This is a genomic window from Microbacterium sp. TS-1 (assembly GCF_000509385.1).
In the GTDB taxonomy this organism is placed as follows: domain Bacteria; phylum Actinomycetota; class Actinomycetes; order Actinomycetales; family Microbacteriaceae; genus Microbacterium; species Microbacterium arborescens.
This window is the reverse complement of record NZ_BASQ01000001.1, coordinates 978,809-999,511: the sequence shown is the minus strand read 5'-3', so window position 1 is coordinate 999,511 and position 20,703 is coordinate 978,809. Positions and strand designations below refer to the sequence as shown.

Here is a 20,703-nt window from a genome sequence, read left to right as displayed (position 1 = left end):
TAGCCTGGAGGAATGCCCCTCGAGACGCCGGGAACGGGCGCGCGCGAACAGCTCGCCGCGCTCGCCGCGCGTGCCGGACGGGCCGGGTTCGGTGCGGGCCGGGTGACGGGGACCCCGGCCGCGCCCGGCGCACGCGCCGCCGCCGTGCTCGTGCTCTTCGGCATGCTCGATGACCATCCGAGCGATCATGCGCCCGATGCCGCTGTCTCGCGCGATCTCGATGTCCTGCTCCTCGCCCGCGCGGCGACGCTCCGATCGCATCCCGGGCAGGTGGCTCTGCCGGGCGGCCGGGTGGACCCCGGTGACGCCGACACGGTTGCGGCGGCGCTGCGGGAGGCGCGCGAGGAGACCGGCATCGACACCGACGGGGTCGAGGTGCTCGGCGCCCTTCCGCCGGTTCCGCTGGAGTACTCCCACCACCTCGTGACGCCCGTCCTGGCCTGGTGGCGTCGTCCATCACCCGTGCGCGTGGTCGATGTGGCGGAATCCGCGGCCGTGTTCCGCGCCCCGGTCGCTGATCTGCTCGCGCCGGCGAACCGCGGCGTCACGGTCCTGCGCCGAGACGGCGCCGAATGGCGGGGACCGGGCTTCGTCGTCCGCCACGATGCCGGAGAGTTCCTCGTGTGGGGCTTCACCGCGATGCTCCTGGACGGCCTGTTCACCGAGCTCGGCTGGACCGAGGACTGGGACACCGCCAGGGAGCTGGTCCTGCCGCCGTCCTGACCACGGCCGCCCCGCGCTCAGAACCGCCAGATGAGTGGGACGTAGACCACCGCCGCGAGGAGGAACAGGACGGTGAGCGGCAGCCCGAGCCGCCAGTAGTCGCCGAACCGGTACCCGCCCGGCGCCATCACCATGAGGTTGACGGGAGTGGCGACCGGGGTGAGGAACGACGACGCCCCCGCGACCGTCAGTGCCATGAGGAACGGGAGCGCGCTGACATCGAGGGTGAGCGCGATCGAGGTCGCGACCGGCGCGACGATCAGGACGGTGGCGACGTTCGAGATGAACTGTCCGAGCACGACGACCACGACGCAGACCACGATGAGCGCCAGGTGCGGGTCGGCCTGGCCGACGACGGCGAGCAGGGCGTCGGCCACGACGTCGGCCGCGCCGGTCTCGAGGAACGCCACGGACAGGGGGATCATGCCCGCGATGAGGACGAGGGTCGTCCACGAGACGCCGTGATAGAGGTCGGGCAGCTTCACGACCCGCAGCACGATGAGGGAGCCGGCGGCGAGGAGGCCGGCGACCGCGGGCGGGATCGCGCCCGTGGCCAGCAGCGCGACCATCACGGCGGTGACGGCGAGCGTGCGCCGCGAGCCGCGGTGCAGGCGACTGCGCCGCTGCGTGCGCACAGCCCCCGTGCGCACGGCCTCGGGGACGAGCGAGAGAGTCTCGGCCTCGCGCTCCGTGTGATGTTCGGGGGCGGGGTCCGGTCCGTGATGCGGCAGCAGCCGCGGGCCGAGCAGCACGACGATCGCGATCGTGGCCGCGACGAGCGGGAGCCCGACGAGCGCGAACTCGAAGAAGCCGAACGGGCGGCCCGCCTCGGCCGCGAGCTCGGACACCACGACGTTGACGGGTGTTCCGGTCAGGGTGAGCAGCGACGCAGACGACGCGATGAAGGCCATCGGCAGCATGAGCTGCGACGGCGACAGGCCCGACCGTCGGGCGATCACGGCGGCGACGGGGATGAGCGCGGCGACGGCGCCGTTGATGCTGATCAGCGCGGTGAGGATCGCGACGATCCCGCCGACCCATATCAGGATGCGGCCACGCCGCGTACCGGCGCGCGCGAGGATCACGGCACCGACCATCCGGGTGACGCCGCTCGTCTCGAGGGCCGTCGCGACGATGAACAGGCTCGCGATGAACAGCACCGTGGGATCGCCGAAACCGGCGAACGCCTGGGGGAGGGTGAGCACCCCCGTGGCCCACAGCCCGAGCGCGACACCCACGGCCACGACCTCGAGCGGCACCCGCGCCGACAGGAACGCGATGATCGCTGCGGCGAGGATCAGGAAGGTCGCGACGATCGGGTCCACCCTTTCACGCTACCCGCAGGGCCGAGCCGGTTCGGGTGGCCACGATCTCCTCCCGCAGGGGGAGGCGGTGACACCCGTGCGTCGAGAAGCTGGATAGGTGAGTCTCCCCATCGATACGCATGTTGCTCGTCCATCCACCCGCTCCCGCCGACGCGGACCGGTCGCCGTCGCCGTCGCGGCGGCGACCGCCGCAGCGCTCGCCTCCTGCTCTGCCGAGCCCGCGCCGGAGGGGACGCCCGCCTCGCCGGCCGCACCCGTCGAGATTCCCGGCACACCGGTCGGCGACCAGGTCCGCTGGGTGATGGACGAGATCAACGCCGACGCGGCCACCGACATCGAAGACATCGAGACGCACTTCGACGCCGCCGCTCTGGAGCAGCTCCCGCCCGCGCAGCTGCAGGACGTGTTCGCGCAGATGCAGGCCGCGGCCCCGTGGACGGCGGTCGGGTACGACGGCGTCGAGACCCAGGCCCGCGTGACCATCGAGTCCGCTCAGGTGACCTACGACATGTCGATCTCGGTCACCCCCGACGCTCGCATCCAGATGCTCCTGTTCAGCCCGCCGCAGCCTGAACGCACGCCCGCGGCGTCCTGGGACGAGCTCACCCGGCAGATCGACGACGCCGCCTTCACCGCAGGCGTGCAGGTCCGGGAGGTCGGGGGCGAGGTGCTCTACGAGGGCGGTGACCAGGCCGCCGGACCCATCGGCTCCATCTTCAAGCTGTGGGTGCTCGGCGCCGTCGTCGACGCCGTCGCGGCCGGACGGCTCGCCTGGGACGACGAGCTGGTCGTCGACGCCGCGGTGCGCAGTCTCCCCAGCGGCGAGCTGCAGGACCGTCCCGACGGCACGAAGGTGACCGTGCGGGAGGCCGCCGACAAGATGATCGCCATCAGCGACAACACCGCCACCGACATGCTCACCCGCGCCGTCGGTCGCGATGCGGTCGAAGCGGCGATGGTCTCGATGGGGCACGCCGACCCCGAGGCGAACCTCCCGTTCGCCACGACGCGCGAGTTCTTCTGGCTCCTCTTCGGCGACGCCGATCTGCGGGCGCTGTGGACCGCTGCGGGCGACCCCGATGCCCGTCGCTCGGTGCTGGAGCGGCTGCCCGCCGGCGTCCCCGATGTCGCGTCCGCCTCCGATGCGCAGCCGGGCTGGCCCGACGGGATCGACTGGTTCGCGGCGCCCGATGATCTCGCGGTCGCACACGTTGCGCTGCAGGACCGGGCGCAGACGCCGGCGGGGGCGCCGGTGCGCGAGATCCTGTCCGCCAATCCCGGTCTCGCGTTCGGCGACGAATGGACGTACGTCGCCTTCAAGGGCGGGAGCTCGGTCGGCGTGCTCGCCGGCTCGTGGTACCTCGAGCGGGAGGGCGGCGCGCCCGTCGTCATCACGGTGCTCGCGCGCGCCGACGACGCCACGACGCTCGCACACCCCGAAGCCGCGCTCGGGTGGGCACAGGACGCCGCCGCCATCCTCGCCGGCCCGTAGCCTGGAACGATGAAGCGCTCGACGAGCCACGGCATCCATCCGCGTCCTCGGGGGCCGAAGGCCCTGGCCGGGGCGCTCCTCGCCTCGACGCTGCTGCTGTCCGCCTGCACCGGCGCGGCCGAACCGCGCCCGAGCGGCGGCGCGACCGCGCCGACCCCGAGCGAGACCCCGACGGAACAGGCGGATGCCGTCGCCTGGTGGCACGCCGCGGGCGAGCCCCGCGACGTCGTCACTCAGCTGGAGGTGCCGTGGTCGGTCGTCGTCCTCGACGACGGGACCCAGCTGGTGAGCCAGCGCGACGACGGCGCTGTCCTCGAGGTCGACGCGGACGGGCTCGCGCGCGTCGTGGGCGAGATCGACCTCACGGCCGCGGTCGGCGAGGGCGGCCTCCTCGGCATCGCGGTGCATGAGGACGCGGACGAGGACCGCACGCTGCTGTACGCCTACGTGACGACGGCCGATGACAATCGCGTCGTGCGCGTGGGGCTCGACGGTGAGGCGGGGAACCGCCGGCTCGGCGGTGCGGAGGTCGTGATCGACGGCATCCCGCGTGATCGCGTCCACAACGGCGGGCGCATCGCCTTCGGGCCCGACGGCATGCTCTACGTCGCCACGGGAGACGCCGGACGGCCCGAGGCGGCGCAGGAGCCCGGTTCGCTGGCGGGGAAGATCCTGCGGCTGACGCCGGAAGGGGAGCCCGCCCCGGGCAACCCTTCCGGGTCGGAGGTGTACTCCCTCGGCCACCGCAACGTGCAGGGTCTCGCGTGGACGCAGGACGGCACGATGTGGGCGAGCGAGTTCGGACAGGATCGCTTCGACGAGATCAACCGCATCGAAGCCGGCGGCAACTACGGCTGGCCGGTCGTCGAGGGCGCATCGGACGACGAGCGCTTCATCGCGCCCCTCATCACCTGGACGCCGGAGGAGGCGAGCCCGAGCGGCGTCGCGGCGCGGGGGAACACCCTCTTCGTCGCGGGTCTGCGCGGCGAACGCGTATGGCAGATCGACGTCGAGGCAGGCGCGCTCACCGGCGAGCCGGTCGCGCTCTGGCAGGGTGAGCTCGGCCGCGTCCGCGATGCCGTCGTGGCGGGTGACGAGCTCTGGCTGCTCACGAACAACACCGACGGCCGGGGGAACGCGGCGGCCGGCGACGACCGCCTGACGCGGGTCCCCCTGGCGGCAGCGGACTGAACCGGCTTGATAGCGTTCACAGGAGACATTCGCAGACAGGGGACCTCATGACCGAACGCGTGACATGGCTGCTCGTCGACGGCGAGAACATCGACGCGACGCTCGGTCAGTCGATCCTCGGGCGTCGTCCGCTCCCGGACGAACGACCCCGCTGGGACCGCCTGCTGCAGTTCGTCGACGATCAATGGCAGCAGCCCGCTCGCGGCCTGTTCTTCCTCAACGCCAGCAACCACCTGCCGATGTCGTTCGTCCAGGCGCTGCTCGCCCTCGACTACAAGCCGGTGCCGCTGTCGGGCGACGCCGACGAGAAGGTCGTCGACATCGCCATCCAGCGCACGCTCGCGGCGCTGAAGGAACGCGAGGACGATGTCGTGCTCGTCAGCCACGACCGCGACTTCGTCGGCGAGGTGGCGGCGCTCACCGGGCCCGGTCGTCGCGTGGGCGTGCTGGCGTTCTCGGAGTTCCGCAGCAGCGAGCTCACGGCCATCCCGGGCGTCGAGTTCTTCGACCTCGAGTACGACGTCCATGCATTCGATGCACCGCTGCCGCGCGTCCGCGTCATCCCGATCGAGTCGTTCGACCCGTGGGAGTTCCTCGCCTGACCCATCCGGTGATGGAGGCGATACACCCGTCGGACCGGCGGGGCTGGCGTCGTCTCGAGCGGGCGCCGAGGGCACACCAGCCCCGCGAGTCCGACGATTGTATCGGCGGGCGCGCCGGAGGCGGGCCGACGGGGTGTCAGAGACTCCGGATGTGCTTGATGTTCGACTTCGCCGTCTCGAGCACCGCGCCGATGCCGCCGGAGTCCTTCGCCCCGAGCACCATCTTCGCCATCGACATCCCGAAGCCCGCGACCTGCTCCGCCGTGATCGATGCCGGCATCGAGAGGGCATCGGGGTCGGTGACGATGTCGACGATGGACGGCCCCCGGTGCGCGAGCGCCGCGGCGGCGGCCGCCTCGAGATCGGCCGGATCGGTCACCCGCTGCGCGTGGAACCCGAGCGCCCGCCCGACGGCGGCGAAGTCGACCATCGGCACGTCGACGCCGAAGTCGGGGAAGCCGGCGACGAGCATCTCGGCCTTGACCATCCCGAGCGTGGAGTTGTTGAACACGAACACGTTCAGCGGCAGGTCGTAGGCGGCCACCGTGATGAGCTCACCGAGCAGCATCGAGAGTCCGCCGTCTCCCGCGATCGCGATGACCTGCCGATCGGGGTACGCCATCTGCGCGCCGAAGGCGTGGGGGAGGGCGTTGGCCATCGACCCGTGCCGCCACGACGCCAGCAGACGCCGCTCGGGCCCGGGAGTGACATAGCGGGCATGCCAGACGTTGCCCATGCCGGTGTCGGCGGTGAAGACCGCATCGGATGCCGCGACCCGGTCGATGACCGACATGGCACGCTCGGGATGGATCGGCTGCGCATCCGAGTCGGTGTACGCCGCGACCGAATCCTTCATCGCCTTCCGATACCGCTTCAGCGTGTGCTGGAGGAACGCGTCGTCGGTCTTCGCGGCGGTCCGTGCGCGCAGCGCCGCGAGGGTGAGGCCGACATCGCCGTGGACGGGATGCGTGACCCCCGCTCGGCGCCCGAGCCGCTGCGCGTCGATGTCGATCTGCGCGATGACCGTCTTGGCGCCGTCGGGGAGGAACTGCTCGTACGGGAAGTCGGTGCCGACCATCAGGAGGAGATCGACCTCGTGCATCGCGTGGTCGATCGCGCCGTAGCCGAGCAGGCCCGACATGCCGACGTCGAAGCGGTTGTCGTACTGGATCCACTGCTTGCCGCGCAGCGAGTGCCCCATCGGCGCCTGCAGGTGCTCGGCGAACGCGATGACCTCCTCGCGCGCGTCGCGGACGCCCTCGCCGGCGAAGATCGCGATCTTCTCGGCCTTGTCGATGGCGGCGGCGAGCTCGGCGACGCTCCGCTCGTCGGGCGCGATGCGACCGGGGCGAGCGGCGACGAACGGCGGGAACTCGCCCGTCGAGTGCAGCTCGGCGAGATCGCCGGGCAGCACGATCACCGAGACGGACGACCCCGCGGTGGCGTGACGGATCGCGGAGTTCACGACGCGCGGCGACTGCTCGGGCGTCAGGATCATCTCGCAGTAGTCGCTGCACTCGGTGAAGAGGCGCTCGGGATGCGTCTCCTGGAAGTACCCCGAACCGATCTGCAGGCTCGGGATGTGGCTGGCGATCGCGAGCACCGGCACACCCGACCGCTGCGCATCGAACAGGCCGTTGATCAGATGCAGATTGCCGGGGCCGCAGCTGCCCGCGCACACCGCCAGCTCGCCCGTGAGCTCGGCGTCCGCGGCGGCGGCGAACGCGGCGGCCTCCTCGTGGCGGACGTGGATCCAGTCGATCCCGCCCGACGCCGCACCTCCGGTTCGTCGTACCGCGTCGACGATCGGGTTGAGCGAGTCGCCGACGATGCCGTAGATCCGCTTCACCCCCGCATCCATCAGCTGGGCGACGATCTGTTCGGCGACGTTCTGCGGCACGAGGGCTCCTTCTGCTGAGGCTGTCCGGACACCCTCAGTCTTCTCCCGCCGCCTGTGCGCATGCCAGGGGTTGCGGATGGCTCGCCTGAGCGGCAGGCGAGCCGCGCCTCAGCCTTTGAGGTCGGGGAAGTCCGACTCGCGCCACTCGGTCGTCACGCGCTCGCCGGCATGCGCGGCGGCCACTTCGCGCTCGCGCAGCTCGACCCGGCGGATCTTGCCCGAGATCGTCTTCGGCAGCTCGAAGAACTCCACGCGGCGCACCCGCATGTACGGAGGCATGTGCTCGCGGGCGTGCGCGAGGATCGCCCGCGCGGTCTCGGCCGACGCCTCCCAGGATGCCGCGAGCGACACGTACGCCTTGACGATGTTGAGACGCACGGCGTCGGGCGCCCCGACGACGCCCGCCTCGGCCACGGCCGGGTGCGTCAGCAGGATCGACTCGACCTCGAACGGCGACACCTTGAAGTCGCTGGCCTTGAACACATCGTCGGTGCGCCCGACGAACGTGAGCTGTCCGGCGGCATCCCGGACGGCGACATCGCTCGTGTGGTAGTAGCCGTCGTGGTCGACCCGGGCGGTGCGCTCGGGCTCGCCGAGGTAGCCGGGCATGAGATTGAGCGGACGGATCGGCGCGGTCGGCAGGCAGATCTCGCCCTCGTCTCCGATGCGCCCGGTGAGCGGGTCGATCAGCACGATGTCGTTGCCCGGGAGCGGTCTGCCCATCGCGCCGGGCTTGACGGCGACGCCCGGCGTGTTGCCGATGACCGCCGTCAGTTCGGTCTGCCCGTACCCGTCGCGGATCTGCAGCCCCCACCAGCGCTGGATCGTGTCGATCACCTCGGGGTTGAGGGGCTCGCCGGCCGAGAGCAGCTCGCGCAGTGCGCGGGGCCGCTTCTCGAGGTCGGCCTGGATGAGCATGCGCCAGACCGTCGGCGGGGCGCAGAAGGTGTTGACCGCGTTGCGGTCGAGCTGCTCGACGAGGCGCGCGGCGTCGAACCGGGCGTAGTTGTAGACGAAGACCGTCGTCTCGGCGATCCACGGCGCGAAGAACAGGCTCCACGCGTGCTTGCCCCACCCGGGAGCGCTGATCGTCATGTGCACGTCGCCGGGGCGCACGCCGATCCAGTACGTGGTCGAGAGGTGCCCCACCGGATAGCTCACGTGCGTGTGCACGACCATCTTGGGCCGCGACGTGGTGCCGGAGGTGAAGTAGACGATGGCCGGATCATCGGAGGCCACGACGACACCGGGTGCCGCGTCGTCGGCGTCGGCCGCATCCGCGAACGAGTGCCATCCCGGACGCTCGCCGCCCACGACGACGCGCTCGAAGCCGCCCGCGATCCCGTCGAACTTGGCGGCGTCGACCGGGTCGGCCAGGACGGCGCGGATGTCGGCGCGTTCGACGCGCTCGAGGAGGTCGTCGGCGCCCAGCACGACCGAGGTCGGCAGGATGACGGCACCGATCTTGAGGATCGCCAGCATCGCCTCCCACAGCTCGACACGGTTGCCGAGCATGAGCATGACGGCATCTCCGTGCCCGACGCCGAGGCCGGTGAGCCAGTTGGCGACGCGGTTCGAGCGACGACGCATCTCGTCGTACGTGACCCGCGTCTCGCTGCCGTCCTCGTCGACGACGTGCAGGGCGATGCGGTCGTTGCCCGTGGCGATGGCGTCGAACCAGTCGACGGCCCAGTTGAAGTGGTCGCCGACGTCGGGCCAGCTGAACCCGGCGTGGGCCGCCTCGGGTGAGTGCGCGTTGTCGAGCAGGAAGTCGCGGGCGGCGCGGAATGCGGCCGTCGCCGCCGTCGCATCGGGAGAAGACATGGGCCTCGGATCTGTTCTCTCGTCCGGAGCAGGCGCGGCGGACGCCTTCCGAGTCTAGGAAGAAGCGGATGCTGGGCGAAGCATGGGACGCACGGATTCAGCGCGAGGCGATCACCGTGGCGCTGCCGTCCTCGACCAGCAGTGCCTGATCGTCGCGCAGCGGGAGGAGTGCGAAGTCCGACCCGTACGTGTCGATGGTGCGGCGGATCAGCTCGGGCGGGTATTGCGGCAGCTGTCCGTCTGCGTGCGGGATCGGTGTGACGTCGATCAGCCCAAGCCCGTCGTGGTTCTCGAGTGCGGGACCGTCGGCAGGATCGTCCATCAGCGATGCGGGCGTCACGTCGGGTCCGGCGACGATCGATCCGGCGCTGAGTCCGATGTACGGGAGCCCGCGCCGGACGTGGTCGACGAGGACGTCGTCGTTGCCGGAGAGTCGCAGGGCCTCGAGAAGCGCGAAGGTGCTTCCGCCCGCGACGTACACCGCCCCCGCGCGCGAGAGCAGACGGTCCGCGTCCTCGGGCGCGGTGTCTCGCAACGTCGCATCGATCACGTCGCGGCCGAACGAGCGCACCGCCTCGCGCTCGGCGGCGGCGAAGGGCGCATCGCGGAACGCCGCCTGCGCGTCGTCGATGTACACGATCGGGCCCGGGCGGTCGCCGTCGTCGAGGAACGGGCGCAGCGCGCCGGGATGCAGGGAGAGCAGGAGCAGTCGCACGCCCGTCACGCTATCGGGGACGGCCGACACGGTGGTGGCGGGAGAGGATGGAGAGATGATCCGTGCGTCCGTCCTCGCCTTCCTGCTCGATGCCGTCCTCGTGGTGGCGTTCGCGGCGACCGGCCGGGCGAGCCATGACTCCGATGTGCTCGCGGGCCTCTGGCACACCTCGTGGCCGTTCCTCGCCGGCCTGCTGGTGGCGTGGGTTGCCGTGCGCGCCTGGCGATCGCCGACCGGGATCGTGCCGACGGGTCTGGTCGTCTGGGCGGTCACGGTCGTCGGCGGGATGCTGCTGCGCGCGCTCTCGGGCCAGGGGACGGCACTGCCGTTCGTGGTCGTCGCGACGCTGACGCTGCTCGTCCTGCTCATCGGGTGGCGTCTCATCGCCCGCGGCATCCGTTCGCTGCGGTCGCGCGGCGATGGGCGTCCTCGCAGCCGGGATGTCGCTCCTCGCGCGTAACCTGTCGGGCATGCGCCGCCCCACCCCCGATCCCGTCGGTCCCGGACAGGAGTCCGTCTGGGACTACCCGCGACCGCCCCGTCTCGAACGCGTCCAGGCGCGCGTCACGATCGATTTCGCCGCCGTCACGATCGTCGACACCGACGACGTCGTGCGGGTGCTCGAGACGAGCCATCCGCCCGTGTACTACCTGCCGGCCGCGGCGTTCGTGCCCGGCTCGCTGATACCTGCGGCCGGCAGCTCGTTCTGCGAGTTCAAGGGTGCCGCCGAGTACTTCGACGTGGTCCGCGGCACGGCGGTGCGCGAGCGCGCCGCGTGGGGTTATCCGAACCCGTCGCCGGGGTATGAGGAGCTCGTCGGTCGCGTGGCCGTCTACGCGGGCGGGATGGACCGGTGCACGGTCGACGGCGAGGTCGTCGTGCCACAGCCCGGCGGGTTCTACGGCGGCTGGGTGACGTCGAACCTCGCAGGCCCGTTCAAGGGGGTTCCCGGTTCGATGGGATGGTGACCCGCTCGAACAGGCCCGCGGAGGCGTTGCCGCGCTTCGTTCAGCGCTGGGCGCGGGCGAGGTTTGCGCGCAGCTCGTCGGCGTTCTGCCGCACGACGTAAGCGGGCTGGTCGCGCTCGACGCGCCAGCTCTGAGCGAGCGAACCGATGTCGACGGTGTCGAAGCCGAACGCGTCGTAGAGCGCCGTGACGTGGGCGACGGCATCCGGGTGGTCGCTCGCCGTCGCGAGCGCGCGCCGGTCCGGGGTTCCCGCGGGGGAGCCGTCGGTGTTGATGTCGGCGGCGGGGATGTGGTTGAACGCCTTGACGACCTTCGACTCGGCGAAATGACGCTGCGCCATCTCGGACGTCGTGGTGCGCTTCTCCTCGAGCTCGGCGATGCGGCCGTCGCGCTCCCAGTAGTAGTTGTTCGTGTCGAGCACGATCTTGCCCGCGAGCGGTTCGGCGGGGACGTCCTCGAGCGCCTTCAGCGGCACCGTCACGACGGCCCAATCCGCCGCCTCGGCCGCTTCCTGCGCGGTCGCCGCCCGTGCGCGCTCGCCGAGCCGCGCGACGAGGTCGCCGAGCGTCTCCGGCCCGCGCGAGTTGGCGATCACGACGTCGTAGCCGCGTGCGACCAGGCCCTCGGCGAGAGCGCTTCCGATGTGTCCTGCTCCGATGATTCCCACAGTTGTCATGGGGGAGTGAACCGCCGGAGCCGGTCCCGGCATTCCCGCACGATTGCAGAGACCGGGAAGGTCAGAGGATCTGGCCGATGGGCTCGCGCTTCTCCGCCTGGAACCGGTCCTCGTTGCGGCCCCGGGCCCAGTAGCCCGACAGGGAGACACGGCCGCGCTCGAGTCCGCGCTCGTCGAAGAGCACGCGTCGCAGAGCCTTCATCGACTCGCGCTCACCGTGCGCGAAGACCTGAACGTCGCCCGCCGGCCAGTCGTACTGCCGCACGACGGCGGCGAGAGCCTCGGGGTCGTGGGCAGGGTCGACGACCCACTCCACCTCGACACCCGCAGGCGCGTCGAGGGGCAGGATCGCGTCGTCGGATTCCACTTCGACGAACGCGTGTCCGGCCGCATCCGACGGCAGCGCCTCCAGTGCGGCGGCGATCGCCGGAACGGCCGAGATGTCTCCGGCGAAGAGATGGAAATCGGCGGCGGCATCCGGGGCGTAGCCGCCGCCCGGTCCCATCAGCTCGATCTGGTCGCCGACCTGCGCGCGCGCCGCCCACGGCCCGGCGAGGCCCTCGTCACCGTGCACGACGAAGTCGATCGAGAGGGTGCCGGCGACAGCATCCACCCGCCGGACGGTGTACGTCCGCGTGACGGGTGCGGATTCGGGAGCGGGAGTCGTGAACTTCAGCTTGACGTACTTGTCGGTCTCGGGCCGGTTCTGGAACCCCGCGAAGCCGTCGCCGCCGAGGGTCACGCGCACCAGGTGCGCGGAGAGGCGTTCGGTTCCGACGACCTCGAGCTGGATGCTCGGGCGCGGGGTACGGGGAGCGGTGCGAGAGGAGAGAGCCACCTCACCCACGGTACCCGGGGCGCCGCGGGTCAGGCGAAGCGGACCCAGTTCGCGCCCGCGCCGGTCTCGGCCTGCTCGAGCAACGTCAGCTCGGCGCCGTCGACGGCGTAGAGCGAGACCGTGCGCGACTTCTCACCCGCCGCGATCAGGCGGTCGCCGGCGGGGGAGAGGGCGAAGCCGCGCGGCTGCGGCTCGGTGGGGATGAAGGACCCGACGTCCTGCACGGTGCCGTCCTCGGCGACGGGCGCGGCGCCCAGCGTGCTCGTCGAACGCTCCGAGATCCAGAGGTACCGCTCGTCCGCGCCGAAGTGGATGTCGGCGCCCCAGACGGCGTGGTTGGCGACCGGGTCGCCGCCGATCTCACCGCGCACGAGTCCGGCTGCGGGGTCGACTGCGTTGGCCCGGGAGCGCAGCTCCAGGCCGCCCGTCGCCGCGTCGCGCACGTAGTGCAGCACCTCGCCGGAGTACTCGGTCATGACGTAGACGGCGTCCTCGGCGCTGTTGAGCACCAGGTGGCGGGGTCCGCTGCCGGCGGGCGCCGCGGCGGTGCCCGGGCCGACCGGAGTCAGCGTCAGGTCGTCGCCGAGCTCGAACTGCCCGACGAGATCGTCGCCGAGTGAGACGAAGTAGGCGAAGCGCCCGTCGGAGGAGGGCAGCACCGAGTGCAGCTTGGAGAACTCGACGCGGCCGGTCGGCTCGCCGATCGCGCCGTCGGAGATCGGGGCGACGAACCCGTAGTCACCGCCGTACGAGGCGGCGAGGAGCGCCGTGCCCCCGCGGGCGAGAGCGATGTAGCTGACCGAGCCGTCCGGAAGCGCGAAGCGCGAGCGGGGGGTGAGCTCGCCCGTGGCGCGGTCGAGGGAGAGCGTGACGATCGCCGCGGGCTCGTCGGAGGTCGCACCCTTGACTCCCGCGTAGACGAGGCCGCGCTCGCGGTCGATCGCGAAGGTGCCGGTGCCGGTGAGGCCGTCGGCGACGAAGAGCCGTTCGAGGGCGTCGCCATCGAGACGGAACACGCTGATGCTGCTGTCACCCGCGTTGGCGACCAGGACGAGAGAGGAATCAGTCACGCCACGAGCCTAGCTCCGCGGTCCGAGACCGACGCGGCGGGAGTCCACGCCGGGGACTGATAAACTCGTCGACGGAAGTGTGTCCGAGCGGCCTAAGGAGCATGGCTGGAATCCATGTAGGCGGGGTAACTCGCCTCGCAGGTTCAAATCCTGTCACTTCCGCCGAAATGAAGGGCGCCACTCCGCGAGGGTGGCGCCCTTCGTCATGCCAGGATGTCGTCCCACACCCGCCCGCCCTCGGCGATGCGCTGTGACGCGTCGAGCCGGGCCGCAGGAGTGCCGGGCTTGCGGCGCGCCTGTGCGTGGATGCACCCCGCGAACTGCGCGGCGAAGTCCCGGCGTGGATGCCTTCGCGTGACGGCCCGCAGGGTCTCGGCATCCCATAGCTCCGGCGCGACTCCCGAGACGTCGAGGCTCGTCGCGACCTCCAGCAGATGACCCTCGGGGTCGAGCGCCGGGTCGACGCTCAGCCACATGTGCCGCTCGATGACCTCGCGCGCGCGTTCGCGGCGCGCCGCGGGCCACCCCGCACCGGCCGCGAAGAGCCACGCGGCCGCGCCGCCGGCCGACTCGAACGCCATCTCGTGCGCGTCGAACGCGGGTGTCACGCCGAGGTCGTGGAGCATCGCGGCGACGAACAGCAGTTCGGGGTCGTGGTCGAGCCCGAGCGCTTCGGCGCGCAGCCGCGCCCAGGCCCACGACCGGATGCCGTGGTCGACGAGCACGGCCGACGACCACCGGCTCACCGCCTCGAGGGCGAGCGCGGCGGTGGGCGTCGGCGGGGCGAGGAGGCGGTCGAGATCACGGATCATGCGCTCATTCTGGGGTGGCGGCGGCAAACCCGACCGCCCCGCTGCCGACTCCGGCAGACATCAGAGCGCCCGTGTCCCGAAAGCGACGGCGCGAGCAGGCCGGCGGGTGTCATGGAAGGTCATACGGCCCCGGCGACCCCGATTCGGGTTTAGCGTCGGTGGGTCGCCATCGCGACGTCATCCCTCTCAGGAGCACCACCATGAGTTCTGCCACCTCGAAGAACGCCGCGCCGGCGAAGCGGAAGAAGCCCTTCTACCGCTCGTTCGGCTTCCAGATCACGATCGCGCTCGTCGCGGGCGTCCTCCTCGGCCTGCTGGCACGCCAGCTCGGGCCCGATGCCGAGGGCAACCCGAACGGCCTCGCCGCAACGCTGTCGACGATCGGCAGCGGCTACGTCACACTGCTGCGCACGGCGGTCGTGCCGCTGATCTTCCTCGCGATCGTCGCCTCGATCACGCAGCTGCGCAACGTCACCAACGCCGCGCGTCTGGCGGGGCAGACCCTGCTGTGGTTCGGGATCACCGCGCTGTTCGCCGTGACGATCGGCATCGTGCTGGGTGTCACGATCCAGCCGGGCGCGCGCGTCGACGCCGGCCAGCTCACGCCCGACGTCCCCTCGAGCGTCGGCTCCTGGTGGAGCTTCCTCACGGGGCTCATCCCGCAGAACTTCCTCGGTCTGTCGGTGTCGACCTCGATCAACCCCGAGACGGGCGCCGCGAGCTCGAGCGTCGGCTACAACGTGCTCCAGATCATCGTCATCTCGGTCGCGATCGGCATCGCCGCCCTCAAGCTCGGCAAGCGCGCCGAGGCGTTCGTGTCGTTCACCGAGTCGGCGCTGAAGGTCGTCCAGCGGGTGCTCTGGTGGATCATCCGCATCGCTCCGATCGGCACCCTCGGCCTGATCGGGTCGGCCGTCGTTACCTACGGCTGGGAGAAGCTCACGACGCTCCTCTGGTTCGCCGTCGCCATCTACATCGGCCTCGCTCTCGTGCTCTTCGTCGTCTATCCCGTGCTGCTGAAGACCCACGGCCTGTCGGTGCGGCAGTACTTCTCGGGCGTGTGGCCCGCCGTGCAGCTCGCCTTCGTCTCGCGCTCCTCGATCGGCACCCTGCCGCTCACGCAGCGGGTCACCGAGCGCAACCTCGGCGTTCCGCGCGAGTACGCCTCGTTCGCCGTGCCGTTCGGGGCGACGACGAAGATGGACGGCTGCGCTGCGATCTACCCGGCGATCGCCGCGATCTTCGTCGCGCAGTTCTTCGGCCTCGAGCTGAACGCGGTGCAGTACCTGCTGATCGTGGTCGTCTCTGTCGTCGGTTCCGCCGCGACGGCGGGCACGACGGGTGCGACCGTCATGCTCACGCTGACCCTCACGACCCTGGGCCTGCCGCTCGAGGGTGTCGGCCTGCTGCTGGCGATCGACCCGATCCTCGACATGGGCCGCACGGCCGTCAACGTCGCGGGCCAGGCGCTCGTGCCGACGATCGTGGCCAAGCGCGAGGGCATCCTCGACCGCGAGCTGTACGACGCCGAGCGTTCGGGCGACCCGTTCGCCGACGACAGCGCCGACGAGGTAGAGGCCCCCGCCCGGGCCTGACGCTCGCGCCCACCGCGACGGGGCGCACTTCTCGGCATCCGGCGCAGCTTCTTCTGCGCTCGATGTCGGGATGTGCGCCCCATCGGCATGCGTGGCGCCCGCGGAGATCAGGCGCGGACGAGGAATCGGGGGAGCAGCACGGCGCCGATGCGCCGCGGCGTCGAGACGGATGCGAGCAGCCCTCGGCGGACGGCCAGGGCGTCGGATGCCGCGGCGCGGCCGATCGCGGCGTCGCGGTCGCCGTCGGGAACGTCGTAGCTCGTCCGTTCGACCGCCGCGACGAGCGCGTCGATGCGGTCGACGGGAACCGTCGGCACGGCCGCCAGGCGGATGCCGAGCGCGCGGGGGCTCTCGGCGTCGTCGATGCGCACGCCGATGTCGCGGGCGCTCTCGCGGACGATCCGCCACGCCGCGAGCACATCGCCGCGTTCGGCAGCCGTCGTCTGCCACCGCCGCCGCGCGGCACCGAGGAGGGCGGGCAGCAGCACGAGCGCCGCGAAGCCGAGGACGACTCCGCCGTAGGGCAGCGCGAGCGCGAGGGGCGAGGTTTCGGAGCCCGCGCTCGTCCCCGTCGAGGCGGTCGGCGTCGGAGTGGGGCCGCCGTCGGGCGCGACCGTCGCCGTCTGCTGCGGCGCGGGCGCGGGGGGCACGTCCTGCCCGCCGTCGTCCGGCAGCGGCTGCGCCGAGCGCGTATAGCTGGCGGGGGTGCCGAGGCTGTTCGTCGGCTCGAACGGCACCCAGCCGATGCCGGCGAAGTACACCTCGGGCCAGGCGTGCAGCTGCGAGCTCAGCACCGTCGCGACGCTCTCGCCATCGACGACGCGGCCGGTCAGCGTTCCGGGCAGGTATCCGACGACGATGCGGGACGGCATGTCGAGCGTCCGCGCCATCACCGCGAACGCGGAGGCGAAGTGCACGCAGTAGCCGCTGCGCACCTCGAGGAAGTCCGCGATCGCGTCGACGCCCGATCCGTCGAACCCGTCGGAGACCGGAGCATCGAGCGAGTAGGTGAACTCCGCGCTGCGGAACCAGCGCTGGAGGGCGGCGAGCCGGTCGTAATCGTTCTCGGCCCCCGCGGTGACCTCGCGCGCCGTCCGCTCGATCGCGGCGGGCATGTCGGCGGGCAGCTGGGTGACGGTGTCGGGGAGGCCGTCGATGGTCGTCCCGGCCGCCTGGATCTGCTCGAGGGTCGGACGCACGACATGGGTCGTCGTGACGTACTCCTGTCCCTGCGTGTCGGTGTCCGCGGCGACCACCGTGCGGTTGGAGGGCATCGCCTCCCAGCCGCCGGAGAGGTCGTCCACGCGCACGGCCGGGCCGGGTACCGGCAGCCATGCGGACGAGAGCTGCGTGATGCTGACGGTCGTCTGGTACTCGGTCACCCGCACGTCGGGGTCGGCGACGACCGGACCGAGCGCCTCGGGAGTGAGGGGGGTGGTCTCGTCGCGGTCGGGTTCCCAGACGCGTCCGTCGAAGCTCGAGAGCGTCGCGGCACGCAGGTAGGGCATGCTGGGCGCGTTGGTGCGGGTCGTGAGCACCTCGACGTCGGTGGGGCGCCGCAGATCGTCGCCGAGCTCGAGGCTGGCGTTGATGGTGGTGGCGGGGCCCGTTCCGATTCCGACGCGCGGCGCGGGGCGGGGGAGCTCGGGCACCACGATGACGGTCGCCACGATCGCCGTCACCGCGAGGCCCGCTGCGAGCACGGCACCCGAGCGTGGCAGGCGGCGCCGTGGTTCGGCCTCGCCGCGCTGTCGCGCCTCGGCGGCGCTGGCGGCTGCGGCCGATCGGGCCAGCGCACGCTCGCGCGAGCGGGTCTCGGTCCGGATGAGCAGGAGCACCGCGGCCGCGAAGACGACGAACGCGATCAGGTCGACGGGCGCAGGCACCGACAGTGCGGGAATCAGCCATACCGTGACGAGGGCGATGGCCGCCAGCAGCGGCATCCGTGCCGTGATGACGGTGTGGTCGAGCAGGATCGTGAGAGCTGCGACCGCCGTCACGGCGAGGACCGCGAGCGGGCGGTCCGCGGTGAGGGGCGCGACTCCGTTGACGATCTGCCCGCTCGCGCCGGCGATGAGGGACGGCACCTCGGCGAAGGTTCCGGGGGTCGGGATGACGAGGAGCAGCGCGGTGTCGCCGAAGTAGACGGCGGTGACGAGTGCACCCGCCGTCACCAGCTCGGCGAGGGTGACCACGACGGCGGGCGTGTGCAGCCGCCGCAGTCCGACGCCGACGAGCAGCAGGGCGGCCGCCACGGCGACCGCGACGACGAGCCACGTGCCGGCGGCGACCACGCGCAGCAGCGGGAGGATCGCGGCGACGATCGAGAGGAGGAGGACGGCCGCCAGGGGCGTGTCGCCGGTGCGGCTCAGCTCGGCTCGCGAGGGCATCGTCGGACGATGCCGCCACCGGCGCGACGGATCAGTACGCGGCACGAGCGGTCCCCCGTTCGGTCGCGGCTCGCCAGCTCTCGGTGAGGTCGCCGTCGGGAGTCAGGACGCCGGCCCGCCAGCCGGCGGCGGATGCCCGTGCGAGCGCCTGTTCCGAGGATTCGGCCGCCAGCAGCACGGGAAGCGCGCTGTGCGCCACGAGCGGCGCCAACGCATCGGCGTCGGCCGTCGTCACGCGTGCGGAGACGACGACCACCGGTCCCGCGACGGTGCCTGCGAACAGGCGGGGGAGCGCCGCCAGTCGATCGTCGGAGCCGGCGACGATCGTGGCCAGGTCGAGGGCCAGCTGCTCGACCGCGACGGAATCGCCGGCCGGAACGGGCGCGCCCACCGGATGTCCCTCCGAGTCGATGACCGTGACGTCGTAGCCCTCCCGGGCCAGGCGTGCGACGGCCGAGATCGCCGCCGTCACGGCGGCCTCGAACGCCGGGTCTTCGCCGGGTCGCGACGCGGCGGGGGCCCAGCGGGACGCCGCCCGGTCGAGCACGACGGTGGCCTCGGGAGTGGACTCCTGCTCCTCCTGACGCACCATCAGCTCGTCGTGGTGCGCGCTCGCGCGCCAGTTGATCCGCCGCATCGAGTCGCCCGGCGCATAGGCCCGCGGGATGAGGTTGTCGGCGCCCTCGCCCAGCTGGTGCGTCGCGGTGTGGAGGCTGCCGCCCGCCTCGCCGGGGTATTCCGTCAGCGGGGGAAGCATCACGGTCGCCGGCGCGACGGTGATCGGCTCAGCCCGGCCCATGCGGACGCTCCGGCGGGTGAACCCGAAGGGATCGGTCACGACGAGGGCGAAGGGGCCGACGTCGCGGATGCCGCGCCGGGTGCCCCGGATGCGGTAGGTCAGCCGGATGCGGTCGAGAGCGGCCGCACCGGTGAGGATGCCGGATGCGTCTCCCTCCACGCCGTTCGGCAACATGTCGGTCCACCGGGCGATCGCGCCGGAGACCCCGCCGCGGGCCGTCGCGTGCACGGTCACGACGCTCTCGCTCCCGACGGCGGCGACGTCGGGGGAGAACGAACGCGACACGTCGCCGTACCTGTGGACGAACCACAGCGACACCCAGCCCAGTGCGACGGCCGCGATCAGCAGCACGCCGACGTATACGAGCTCCACGACGCCGAAGGCGTGCGCGCAGACGATGGCGGCGACGGCGATCAGCAGCGCGCCGGAACCGCGGGCCGTCAGCGGCCAGGCCCGTCGGAGGGCGGGGCCCAGCCGGTGCCGGCGGTGAGCCGGACGGGAAGAACCGGTCATGGCGGACTCAGCGGACCGGCAGCGGCACCGGCACCGTCGCGGCGATGTCGGCCAACGCCGCTTCGACGACTTCGGCACCGCTGCGGCCGCGGGAGGCGCCGGTCGTCCGCGCCGGGATGAGGCGGTGGGCGAAGACCGGCTGAAGCAGCGCGACGATGTCGTCCGGGATGACGAAGGGGCGGCCGTCGAGGGCTGCCCACACCTTCGCGGCACGGACGAGCTGCAGAGTGGCGCGGGGACTGGCCCCCAGGCGCAGGTCGCGGTGATCGCGGGTGGCGCGGGCGATCGCGACCGCGTACTCCTCGACGGAGGGCGAGACATGCAGGCTGCGGGCCCAGGCGATGAGATCCTGCACCTCGCGCGCCGTGATGACCGGGGCGAGCGACGACAACGGGTTGACGGTGTCGCGCTCACGCAGCATCCGAGCCTCGGATCCGGCGTCGGGATAGCCCATCGAGATGCGCATCATGAAGCGGTCGCGCTGCGCCTCCGGCAGGGCGTAGGTGCCCTCCATCTCGAGGGGGTTCTGCGTCGCGACCACCAGGAACGGCGCGGGCAGCGCATGGGTGCGCCCGTCGACCGTCACCTGGCGCTCCTCCATCGCCTCCAGCAGCGCGGACTGCGTCTTGGGGGAGGAGCGGTTGATCTCGTCGGCGATGACGATGTGGGCGAAGATCGCCCCCTGCTTGAACTCGAACTCGCGATCGGCCTGATTGAAGACGCTCACGCCCGTGACGTCGCCGGGCAGCAGGTCGGGGGTGAACTGGATGCGGCGCACCGTGGCGTCCACCGTCGCGGCGAGCGCACGCGCGAGCATCGTCTTGCCGACGCCGGGCACGTCCTCGATGAGGAGATGCCCCTCGGCCAGGAGGCAGACGAGCGCGGAGCGCACCGCCTCGGGCTTTCCGTCGATGACGCGGGCGATACTCGCCGAGATGGCATCGGTGGTGGCGGCGAACCGGTCGGGACCGAAAGCTGCCTGGGTGCCGTGGTTGGTCATGCGATCCCCTCGTTCTCCGCGTCGCGTGCCCCGTCGCGTCGCGCCCGTCTGGCGAGAGCCTAACCGGCCCCGGTGACGGGAGGACTCAGGTTCCGGGTTAGACTGGTGACAGCTCTCCGCGAGGCGGCATCCAGGCCAACTCCCCCAGGACGGAAACGTAGCAAGGGTAACCGGGCTCTGCCGGGTTCGCGGAGAGTCTTATTTTTCCCCACCGTCGTGGCCTGCGGCATCCGCCGCCACGACCGTGGCGATATTCACGGCTCGTGGTCA

The 20,703-nt window shown here is 71.8% G+C and carries 18 protein-coding genes, 1 tRNA gene and 1 other RNA gene; 9 read left to right on the top strand and 11 right to left on the bottom strand.

Features of this window, described 5'->3' with window-relative positions; all coding sequences use genetic code 11:
• Positions 1–12 precede the first annotated feature (12 nt).
• The gene (locus MTS1_RS04720) at positions 13–723 is read left to right on the top strand and encodes a CoA pyrophosphatase (protein WP_023951895.1); all 711 of its coding nucleotides are present in this window, start codon (positions 13–15) and stop codon (positions 721–723) included.
• Positions 724–740: 17 nt separating this feature from the next.
• On the opposite strand, the gene MTS1_RS04715 is transcribed toward MTS1_RS04720, so the two are convergent.
• Complete coding sequence (locus MTS1_RS04715) at positions 741–2,048, bottom strand: SLC13 family permease (protein WP_023951893.1); 1,308 nt, start codon at positions 2,046–2,048, stop codon at positions 741–743.
• Positions 2,049–2,145: 97 nt separating this feature from the next.
• On the opposite strand from MTS1_RS04715, the gene MTS1_RS04710 reads away from it, so the two are divergent.
• From MTS1_RS04710 to MTS1_RS04700, 3 genes are read left to right on the top strand one after another with little or no spacing between them, the layout of a single operon-like run.
• A complete protein-coding gene (locus MTS1_RS04710; RefSeq protein ID WP_023951891.1) occupies positions 2,146–3,540 on the top strand; it encodes a Cpe/LpqF family protein in 1,395 nt (464 codons plus the stop codon).
• A 9-nt stretch (positions 3,541–3,549) separates the two neighbouring features.
• Positions 3,550–4,731 (top strand): sorbosone dehydrogenase family protein, encoded by a 1,182-nt coding sequence (locus tag MTS1_RS04705; protein ID WP_023951889.1) that lies wholly within the window; start codon positions 3,550–3,552, stop codon positions 4,729–4,731.
• A gap of 47 nt (positions 4,732–4,778) precedes the next feature.
• A complete protein-coding gene (locus tag MTS1_RS04700; RefSeq protein WP_023951887.1) occupies positions 4,779–5,333 on the top strand; it encodes an NYN domain-containing protein in 555 nt (184 codons plus the stop codon).
• Between the two features lie 136 nt (positions 5,334–5,469).
• Here the strand turns inward: MTS1_RS04700 and MTS1_RS04695 are convergent, their stop codons facing one another.
• From MTS1_RS04695 to MTS1_RS04685, 3 genes are all read right to left on the bottom strand, one after another.
• On the bottom strand, positions 5,470–7,233 hold the full coding sequence (locus MTS1_RS04695; protein WP_023951885.1) for a pyruvate dehydrogenase: 1,764 nt from the start codon (positions 7,231–7,233) through the stop codon (positions 5,470–5,472).
• A gap of 108 nt (positions 7,234–7,341) precedes the next feature.
• Entirely contained in the window at positions 7,342–9,057 is a 1,716-nt protein-coding gene (locus tag MTS1_RS04690) for an AMP-binding protein (protein ID WP_023951883.1), read from the bottom strand.
• A gap of 97 nt (positions 9,058–9,154) precedes the next feature.
• Positions 9,155–9,772 (bottom strand): Type 1 glutamine amidotransferase-like domain-containing protein, encoded by a 618-nt coding sequence (locus MTS1_RS04685; protein ID WP_023951881.1) that lies wholly within the window; start codon positions 9,770–9,772, stop codon positions 9,155–9,157.
• A gap of 55 nt (positions 9,773–9,827) precedes the next feature.
• Here MTS1_RS04685 and MTS1_RS04680 point away from each other — a divergent pair, with 55 nt between their 5' ends.
• Both MTS1_RS04680 and MTS1_RS04675 read left to right on the top strand, forming a co-directional pair.
• A complete protein-coding gene (locus tag MTS1_RS04680) occupies positions 9,828–10,232 on the top strand; it encodes a DUF3054 domain-containing protein (protein WP_023951879.1) in 405 nt (134 codons plus the stop codon).
• A gap of 10 nt (positions 10,233–10,242) precedes the next feature.
• Complete coding sequence (locus MTS1_RS04675) at positions 10,243–10,740, top strand: DUF427 domain-containing protein (protein WP_036305025.1); 498 nt, start codon at positions 10,243–10,245, stop codon at positions 10,738–10,740.
• Between the two features lie 40 nt (positions 10,741–10,780).
• Here the strand turns inward: MTS1_RS04675 and MTS1_RS04670 are convergent, their stop codons facing one another.
• The 3 genes from MTS1_RS04670 to MTS1_RS04660 form a co-directional block, all read right to left on the bottom strand.
• Positions 10,781–11,416, bottom strand: a complete 636-nt coding sequence (locus MTS1_RS04670) for an NADPH-dependent F420 reductase (RefSeq protein WP_036304638.1) — start codon at positions 11,414–11,416, stop codon at positions 10,781–10,783.
• A 61-nt stretch (positions 11,417–11,477) separates the two neighbouring features.
• Complete coding sequence (locus tag MTS1_RS04665) at positions 11,478–12,254, bottom strand: siderophore-interacting protein (protein WP_036304637.1); 777 nt, start codon at positions 12,252–12,254, stop codon at positions 11,478–11,480.
• A 29-nt stretch (positions 12,255–12,283) separates the two neighbouring features.
• Positions 12,284–13,324, bottom strand: a complete 1,041-nt coding sequence (locus tag MTS1_RS04660; protein WP_023951870.1) for a beta-propeller fold lactonase family protein — start codon at positions 13,322–13,324, stop codon at positions 12,284–12,286.
• Between the two features lie 73 nt (positions 13,325–13,397).
• Here MTS1_RS04660 and MTS1_RS04655 point away from each other — a divergent pair.
• Positions 13,398–13,486 (top strand) — tRNA-Ser (locus MTS1_RS04655).
• Positions 13,487–13,527: 41 nt separating this feature from the next.
• Here MTS1_RS04655 and MTS1_RS04650 read toward each other — a convergent pair.
• Complete coding sequence (locus MTS1_RS04650; RefSeq protein WP_023951868.1) at positions 13,528–14,136, bottom strand: HD domain-containing protein; 609 nt, start codon at positions 14,134–14,136, stop codon at positions 13,528–13,530.
• 200 nt (positions 14,137–14,336) lie between these two features.
• Between MTS1_RS04650 and MTS1_RS04645 the strand changes: the two genes are divergently transcribed.
• Entirely contained in the window at positions 14,337–15,731 is a 1,395-nt protein-coding gene (locus MTS1_RS04645) for a dicarboxylate/amino acid:cation symporter (RefSeq protein WP_023951866.1), read from the top strand.
• Positions 15,732–15,838: 107 nt separating this feature from the next.
• On the opposite strand, the gene MTS1_RS04640 is transcribed toward MTS1_RS04645, so the two are convergent.
• Genes MTS1_RS04640 through MTS1_RS04630 form a run of 3 tightly spaced genes read right to left on the bottom strand, consistent with a single transcriptional unit; the run spans position 15,839 to position 20,433 of the window.
• Positions 15,839–18,121: a DUF3488 and transglutaminase-like domain-containing protein gene (locus MTS1_RS04640; RefSeq protein WP_023951864.1), complete on the bottom strand. Its 2,283-nt coding sequence runs from the start codon at positions 18,119–18,121 to the stop codon at positions 15,839–15,841.
• Between the two features lie 31 nt (positions 18,122–18,152).
• The gene (locus tag MTS1_RS04635) at positions 18,153–19,433 is read right to left on the bottom strand and encodes a DUF58 domain-containing protein (RefSeq protein ID WP_023951863.1); all 1,281 of its coding nucleotides are present in this window, start codon (positions 19,431–19,433) and stop codon (positions 18,153–18,155) included.
• A 7-nt stretch (positions 19,434–19,440) separates the two neighbouring features.
• Positions 19,441–20,433, bottom strand: coding sequence for a MoxR family ATPase (locus MTS1_RS04630; protein ID WP_023951861.1), 993 nt, complete (start codon positions 20,431–20,433; stop codon positions 19,441–19,443).
• A 107-nt stretch (positions 20,434–20,540) separates the two neighbouring features.
• On the opposite strand from MTS1_RS04630, the gene ffs reads away from it, so the two are divergent.
• An RNA gene (gene ffs, locus MTS1_RS16245) (signal recognition particle sRNA small type) lies at positions 20,541–20,637 on the top strand.
• The last annotated feature ends 66 nt before the right edge of the window (positions 20,638–20,703 follow it).